At 63.0% G+C, this 6817-nt stretch carries 6 protein-coding genes; 2 read left to right on the top strand and 4 right to left on the bottom strand.

Features of this window, described 5'->3' with window-relative positions:
• Positions 1-209 precede the first annotated feature (209 nt).
• From fepC to fepD, 3 genes are read right to left on the bottom strand one after another with little or no spacing between them, the layout of a single operon-like run.
• Positions 210-1010: an iron-enterobactin ABC transporter ATP-binding protein gene (gene fepC, locus ACSVHP_RS15640; protein WP_447552373.1), complete on the bottom strand. Its 801-nt coding sequence runs from the start codon at positions 1008-1010 to the stop codon at positions 210-212.
• Positions 1007-1996 (bottom strand): iron-enterobactin ABC transporter permease, encoded by a 990-nt coding sequence (fepG, locus tag ACSVHP_RS15635; RefSeq protein WP_447552375.1) that lies wholly within the window; start codon positions 1994-1996, stop codon positions 1007-1009. Before fepG ends, fepC begins: the two co-directional genes overlap by 4 nt.
• The gene (fepD, locus tag ACSVHP_RS15630; protein WP_234673416.1) at positions 1996-3000 is read right to left on the bottom strand and encodes a Fe(3+)-siderophore ABC transporter permease; all 1005 of its coding nucleotides are present in this window, start codon (positions 2998-3000) and stop codon (positions 1996-1998) included. The genes fepG and fepD overlap by 1 nt, the downstream gene beginning before the upstream one ends.
• A gap of 110 nt (positions 3001-3110) precedes the next feature.
• On the opposite strand from fepD, the gene entS reads away from it, so the two are divergent.
• The gene (gene entS, locus ACSVHP_RS15625; RefSeq protein ID WP_447552372.1) at positions 3111-4358 is read left to right on the top strand and encodes an enterobactin transporter EntS; all 1248 of its coding nucleotides are present in this window, start codon (positions 3111-3113) and stop codon (positions 4356-4358) included.
• Between the two features lie 127 nt (positions 4359-4485).
• Here the strand turns inward: entS and fepB are convergent, their stop codons facing one another.
• Positions 4486-5406, bottom strand: coding sequence for a Fe2+-enterobactin ABC transporter substrate-binding protein (gene fepB / locus ACSVHP_RS15620; RefSeq protein ID WP_265178111.1), 921 nt, complete (start codon positions 5404-5406; stop codon positions 4486-4488).
• Between the two features lie 227 nt (positions 5407-5633).
• Between fepB and entC the strand changes: the two genes are divergently transcribed.
• Complete coding sequence (gene entC / locus ACSVHP_RS15615) at positions 5634-6809, top strand: isochorismate synthase EntC (protein ID WP_447552371.1); 1176 nt, start codon at positions 5634-5636, stop codon at positions 6807-6809.
• Positions 6810-6817 lie beyond the last annotated feature (8 nt).

The raw sequence follows: 6817 nt of genomic DNA, 5'->3' as shown, positions 1-6817 counted from the left end.
GTGGGAGAGGGCCGGGGTGAGGGCATCAGACCGCACGCTTGCCTAACGGCACCACTAGCGGCGTGCCCGCCACCGGATCGTCAATAATCATGCAGCGCATCCCGCAGATCCGCTCGATTAGCTCGGGCGTCACAACCCCTTCCTCTCCCCAAAGGGGCGAGGGGATGGTTTGCACCCTCTCCCTGTGGGAGAGGGCCGGGGTGAGGGCATCAGACCGCACGCTTGCCTAACGGCACCACCAGCGGCGTGCCCGCCACCGGATCGTCAATAATCATGCAGCGCATCCCGTAGATCCGCTCGATCAGCTCAGGCGTTACAATCTCTTTCGGTGCGCCCTGCGCCACAATCTCACCGTCACGCAGCGCAATCAGATGCGTCGCGTAGCGGCAGGCCTGATTCAAATCGTGCAGCACCGCCGCCAGGGTATACCCCTGTACGCGGTTCAGCTCGCTCAACAGCTCCAGCAGGTCAATCTGATGGCTGATATCCAGCCAGGTTGTCGGCTCGTCCAGCAGCATAATCGACGTTTCCTGCGCCAGTACCATCGCGATCCACGCGCGCTGGCGCTGTCCGCCGGAAAGGGTATCGACGCTCTGGGCGGCCAGATCCACGATCCCGGTCGCCCGCATCGCACGATTTACCGCCTCGTCGTCCTCTTTACGCCAGCGGGTAAACAGCGGCTGATGCGGATACCGCCCGCGCGACACCAGCTCCTGCACCGTGATATCTCCCGGCGTGGTGGCGTTTTGCGCCAGCAGCCCGATGCGCCGCGCCACCTCTTTACTGGCGTAGCGCTGGATCTGCTCCCCGTCAAGGAACACGCTGCCCTCAACCGGGGTCATCAGGCGGCTCAGGGTGCGCAGCAGGGTCGATTTCCCGCAGCCGTTGGGGCCGATAATCGCGGTGAAGTGCCCGTCTGGAATCGCCACGCTCAGGTCGCGGGCGATGATTTTTTTACCGTAACCGAGGGTTAAGGTGTCGCCGCGCAAGCGGGTTGCCGTGTCTGTCATTTCTTGCGTGACTCCTGAATTAACAAGACGATGAGGTAAATCCCGCCGAGGCTGACGGTGACCACGCCCACCGGAAGTTGATAAGGCATAAACAGCCGCTGGGCGCAGAAATCGGCGGCCAGCAGCAGCAGCGCGCCGCACAGCGCGGCCTGGGTTAAGCCCCAGCGCGCCGTGCCGCTGACGCGTCTGGCGATATGCGGGGCGACCAGCGCGATAAACGAAATCGGCCCGGCGATGGCGGTCGACGCCGCCGTCAGCAGCACCGCCACCAGCATCAGCATCAGGCGCGAGCGCTCAACGCTCACCCCAAGCGCGCGGGCGCTGTCGTCGCCCATCTCCAGCAGGCGCAGGCGCCGCACCAGCAGCAGCGCGCCGATAAACATCAGCACGATCAGCGGCGCGGCGGGCCAGGTTTTGCCCCACGTCAGGCCGTTCAGGGAGCCGGCATACCACAGCCCCGCCGACAGCGCCGTTTCCAGCGATGCCTGAAGCAGCAGCCAGGTGTTGAAGGCCATCAGCATGGCGCGGATGCCGATGCCGATAATGATCAGGCGGAAGGTGTCGATGCCGTTGCGCCACGCCAGCGCCCAGATGACGAGCGAGGTTAAAATCCCGCCCGCCATCGCCGTAAAGGTAATGGCCGTCAGGTGCTGACCAAACAGCACCATCGCCACCAGCACGCCGCTCCAGGCGCCGGTATTGAGACCCATCACGTCCGGGCTGCCGAGGGGGTTACGCATCAGCGACTGGAAAATCGCGCCGCTGACGCCGAGCGCGGCACCCACCAGAATCGCCATCGCCACGCGCGGCAATCGCCATTCGGTCACCACCAGGGTGATATTGCGCGGTGCGTCCCCGGTGAGGGCATGAAATACCTGACTGAAATCGAGCGTCACCGCGCCGCTGCGCAGGCTAAAGACTGCCAGCACGAGGATCGCGGCCGTGAGCACAAACACGCTGGTAAGCAGACGTCGTGACGGGGCCATCATGCGCCACCTCCGCGTTTACGGCGGACGAGGAAAATCAGCACCGGCGCGCCGATAAAGGCGCTGACCACCGATACGCGCAGCTCGCCGGGCACCAGCAGGCGACCGACCACATCCGCAAACAGCAGCAGGGCAGGGGTTGCCAGCAGCGTGACCGGCAGCGACCAGCGGTGATCGGCCCCCACCAGCCAGCGCGCCATGTGCGGCATCATCAGGCCAATAAAGGCAATCGGGCCTACCACCGCCGTGGCGCTGCCGCACAGAACGGTGATTGCCAGTAAACCAATCAGCTGGGTACGCGCCACGCGGTTGCCCAGCGCGGTGGCGGTGTCGCTGCCGAGGCTCAGGCTGTTGAGCGCCCGGCTTAAAAACAGCGCCACCGCGGCGGCGATCGTGACCGGGATCAGCACCGTCTTTAAGGTCGTGAGGGTGCGGATATCCAGCGAGCCCGCCTGCCAGAAGCGCAGCTGGTCGTACACGTCCGGGTTGAGCAGGGCGATACCGTTGGTTAAGCCTTCAAGCACCGCGGCAAGGGCGACGCCCGCCAGGGTCAGGCGCACCGGGCTTAGCTGCCCGCCGCCCTGGCTGCCGGTAAAGGCGACCACCAGCGAGGCCGCCAGCGCGCCGCAAAAGGCCATCACCAATTGTTCCGACGGGGAGGTAAAACCAAACAGCGCCGCGCCGAGCACAATGGCGAAGCTGGCGCCGCTATTCACCCCCAGAATGCCGGGGTCGGCGAGCGGGTTGCGGGTGAGGGTTTGCATCAACGCCCCGGCAAGGCCGAGCGCGCCCCCGGCCAGTAATCCGGCTAAGGTGCGGGGCAGGCGGGCGTCGAGCACGATGGTGCAGTCGGCGCTCTGGCAGGTGCCGGAGAGCGCATCGACAATAACGGAGGCGGGCAGCGGTTTCGCGCCAACCAGCAGGCTGAGGGCAATCGCCAGGATCAACAGCAATAACAGCACGGGCACGGCAAGGGCGCGCACGGCAGAAGAGGAAAACGACATAGCAACGTCCATGATTTGATAATGATAGTAATTATCGTTATCTATCTTATTTGGCTATGTTAGCATGTGCCGCCATGGAAATGGTAGATCGTTAGTCTCAAGGCCTTGTCATGAATCAAAAATCCTGGCTGCTTAACCTCAGCCTGCTGAAAACGCACCCGGCATTTCGCGCCGTGTTTATCGCTCGCTTTATCTCGATCCTCTCTCTCGGCCTGCTCGGCGTGGCCGTCCCGGTACAAATTCAGAGCATGACCCACTCCAGCTGGCTGGTGGGGCTTTCCGTCACCCTAACCGGCGGGGCGATGTTTATCGGCCTGATGGTCGGCGGCGTGCTGGCGGATCGTTACGAGCGCAAGAAGCTGATTTTAATCGCGCGCGGCACCTGCGGCGTGGGGTTTGTCGGCCTATGCCTGAACGCCATGCTGCCGGAACCCTCGTTGATCGCGATTTATGCGCTGGGGCTGTGGGACGGCTTTTTTGCCTCGATTGGGGTCACGGCGCTGCTGGCGGCAACGCCCGCGCTGGTGGGGCGCGAAAATCTGATGCAGGCAGGCGGGATCACCATGCTGACCGTGCGTCTGGGTTCGGTGATTTCACCGATGGTCGGGGGGCTGTTGCTCGCCACCGGCAACGTGGCGTGGAACTACGGCCTGGCGGCGGCAGGGACGTTTATCACCACCTTAACGCTGCTGCGCCTGCCGCTGTTGCCGCCTCCGCCGCAGCAGCGCGAGCATCCGCTGAAATCGCTGATGGCGGCGATTCGTTTTCTGTTCAGCAATCCGCTAATTGGCGGCATTGCCCTGCTCGGCGGCTTGCTGACGATGGCGAGCGCGGTGCGCGTGCTCTACCCGGCGCTGGCGGGGGAGTGGCAGATGAGCGCCTCGGAAATCGGCATTCTCTACGCCGCCATTCCGCTGGGGGCAGCCTTTGGCGCGCTGACCAGCGGCACCCTGGCGCAGAGCGCGCGTCCGGGGCTGATTATGCTGCTGGCGACGCTGGCGTCGTTTATCGCCATCGCCTTCTTTAGCCTGATGCCGGTTTGGGCGCTGGGCGTGCTGTGCCTGGTGATTTTCGGCTGGCTGAGCGCGATCAGTTCGCTGTTGCAGTACACCCTGATCCAGACGCAAACCCCGGAGGGGATGCTCGGGCGCATCAACGGCCTGTGGACGGCGCAGAACGTGACGGGCGACGCCATCGGCGCGGCGATTTTAGGCGGGCTGGGGGCGATGATGACCCCGGTGGCGTCGGCGAGCAGCAGCGGGTTTGCGTTAGCCGTTGTTGGGGGGATTTTGTTGTTGGTGCTGGTGGAGTTACGGCGGTTCAGGCAGGAGGTTGTGTTTAACGACGGTGCGGCCTGATGCCCTCACCCCGGCCCTCTCCCACAGGGAGAGGGAGAAAACACTTTACCTCGCCCTCACCCACAGGGAGAGGGAGAAAACCGAGCACCCGTAGGCCCGGTAAGCGAAGCGCCACCGGGCGCAGTAATTATTTAAAAATGGCCTCTAAACGCTGCAACACCCGCGTGGCGCTGTAATAATCCAGGCGGAAAGTCTCGGTGCCCAGTGCCCAGACGCGTTTGTTCTGCACCGCAGGCAGGTGCGACAGCAGCGGGTTGGCGTAAATCGCCTCCACGTCTTTTTCATCTCCGGCAAACACGAACAGCCCTTCGCCGTTCAAGCCCGTCGCCAGGTTTTCACCACCCAGCTGAATAATGTCATGGCGTTTGCCCTGGCTTTGCGAGGTGTGCAGCCCGGCGGGCAGATCGGCGAGGGTAAAGCCCAGCTGGTGCAGCAGCTTGCCCTGCGCGGATTCGGCGGTCCACAGGTTGGCGCTGTGCGCGGCGGCGGTATAGACGATGGCGTTCACCGGCTGCGGCGGCAGTTTCATCTGCTTTTTCACCTGCGCAAGCTGCTGGTCAAACGCCGCAATGCGCGCGCTGGCCTGCTTCTCCTGCCCGGTCATCGTCCCCAGCTGGGTCAGCAGCTCCTGCCAGCTTTTGTCGTCGTAGTTAATCACCAGCGTAGGGGCAATGGCCGACAGCTGATCGTAAAGCGCCAGCGCGGAATCCCCGCCGGTGGCGCTGATGAGGATCAGATCCGGCATCTGCGCCGCCACCGCTTCGGCGCTCGGCTCGCCGATGTACAGCCGCGTCAGCTTGCGCTCTTTCGCGATATCGCCCCACTGGCGTAAAAAGCCCTGCGCGTCCGCCACGCGGTTGTTTGGGGTGGTTGCACCGCTGGCGATCACCGGGGCGTCAATCGCCAGCAGCGAGCCGGTTAAGGTCACGCTGGTCGAGACAATACGCGTTGGTTTGCTCTCAAGCGTGTGGACGCCGTGGCTGTCCTTCACCTGGCGCGGCCAGTCGGCGGCGAGGGCTGAGGTAAGTCCTAAAACAAAAAGTCCCATGAAAAGCAGGGTGTTACGGCTAAAAGCGGAGGGTTTCACAAAGCGGCATCCTGTTTTTGTTGAAGTTAATGCTTCTCATTTTCATGATTGCCGCACGGGGATGCAAGCGTTAGTGGAAGAAGTTGTGGGGCAGGCGGTTGACACCGGGGCGTTGTGCGATTAGGTTAGCCGTCGAAAATATAAATGATAATCATTATTACTGCTTTTATCATTTTGAGGAGGATGATATGGATACGTCATTGGCTGAGGACATCCAGCACACCGCGACCCTGCTGCAACCAGACAGCTTTTTCTTTATGTCGCCCTATCGCAGTTTTACCACGTCAGGCTGTTTTGCCCGCTTTTCTGAATCCGCCGCTGGCGGCGACGATCCGACCGGCACCTTCCAGCAAAAGCTTACTCAGGCGTTCCAGAACGCAAAAGCCAGCGGTATCGCCAGGCCGATTATGGTCGGGGCCATTCCGTTTGATACCCGCCAGCCGTCGTCCCTGTTTATTCCGCAAAGCTGGGAGTCCTTCTCCCGCCCGGCGCGTCAGCAGTCGGCCCGCTATCGCGCGAATGCGCAGACGCTGACCGTACAAAGCCGCACGGAAATCCCGCAGCAGCCCGTCTTTGAAGAGATGGTGGCGCGCGCGGCAAAGCTGACCGCCACGCCGCAGGTCAACAAAGTGGTGCTGTCGCGCCTGATCGAAATCGCCACCGAAGAGAAAATCAATGGCAGCGCCCTGCTGGAGCGGCTGATTGCCCAGAACCCGGCAAGCTTTAACTTCCACGTTCCGCTGGAAGACGGCGGCGTCCTGCTCGGCGCAAGCCCGGAGCTGCTGCTGCGTAAAGACGGCGCCCGCTTTAGCTCGCTGCCGCTGGCGGGCTCCGCGCGCCGTCAGCCGGACGACGTGCTGGACAGGGAGGCGGGCAATAAGCTGCTGGCCTCGGAAAAAGATCGCCACGAGCACGACCTGGTGACGCAGGCGATGAAGGCCGTCCTTGCGCCGCGCAGCCATCGGCTGACTATGCCGTCCTCGCCGCAGCTCATTACCACCCCAACGCTCTGGCATCTGGCGACCCCGGTTGAAGGGGAAGCGCGTGAACATGAAAACGCGCTGACGCTCGCCTGCCTGCTGCACCCAACCCCTGCGCTGAGCGGTTTCCCGCATCAGGCGGCGAAACAGCTGATTGCTGAACTGGAGCCGTTCGATCGCGAACTGTTCGGCGGCATCGTCGGCTGGTGCGACAGCGAAGGCAACGGCGAGTGGGTGGTCACCATCCGGTGCGCGCGCCTGCACGAAAACCACGTCCGTCTGTTTGCCGGTGCGGGCATTGTCCCGGCCTCCTCTCCGGTAGGCGAGTGGCGCGAAACGGGCGTGAAGCTCTCCACCATGCTGAACGTTTTTGGCCTGCACTGAGGAATTAT

The organism is Enterobacter sp. 186315 (assembly GCF_053290175.1).
Note: the sequence above shows the minus strand (reverse complement) of the source record. Positions and strands in the feature narration are given on the sequence as shown.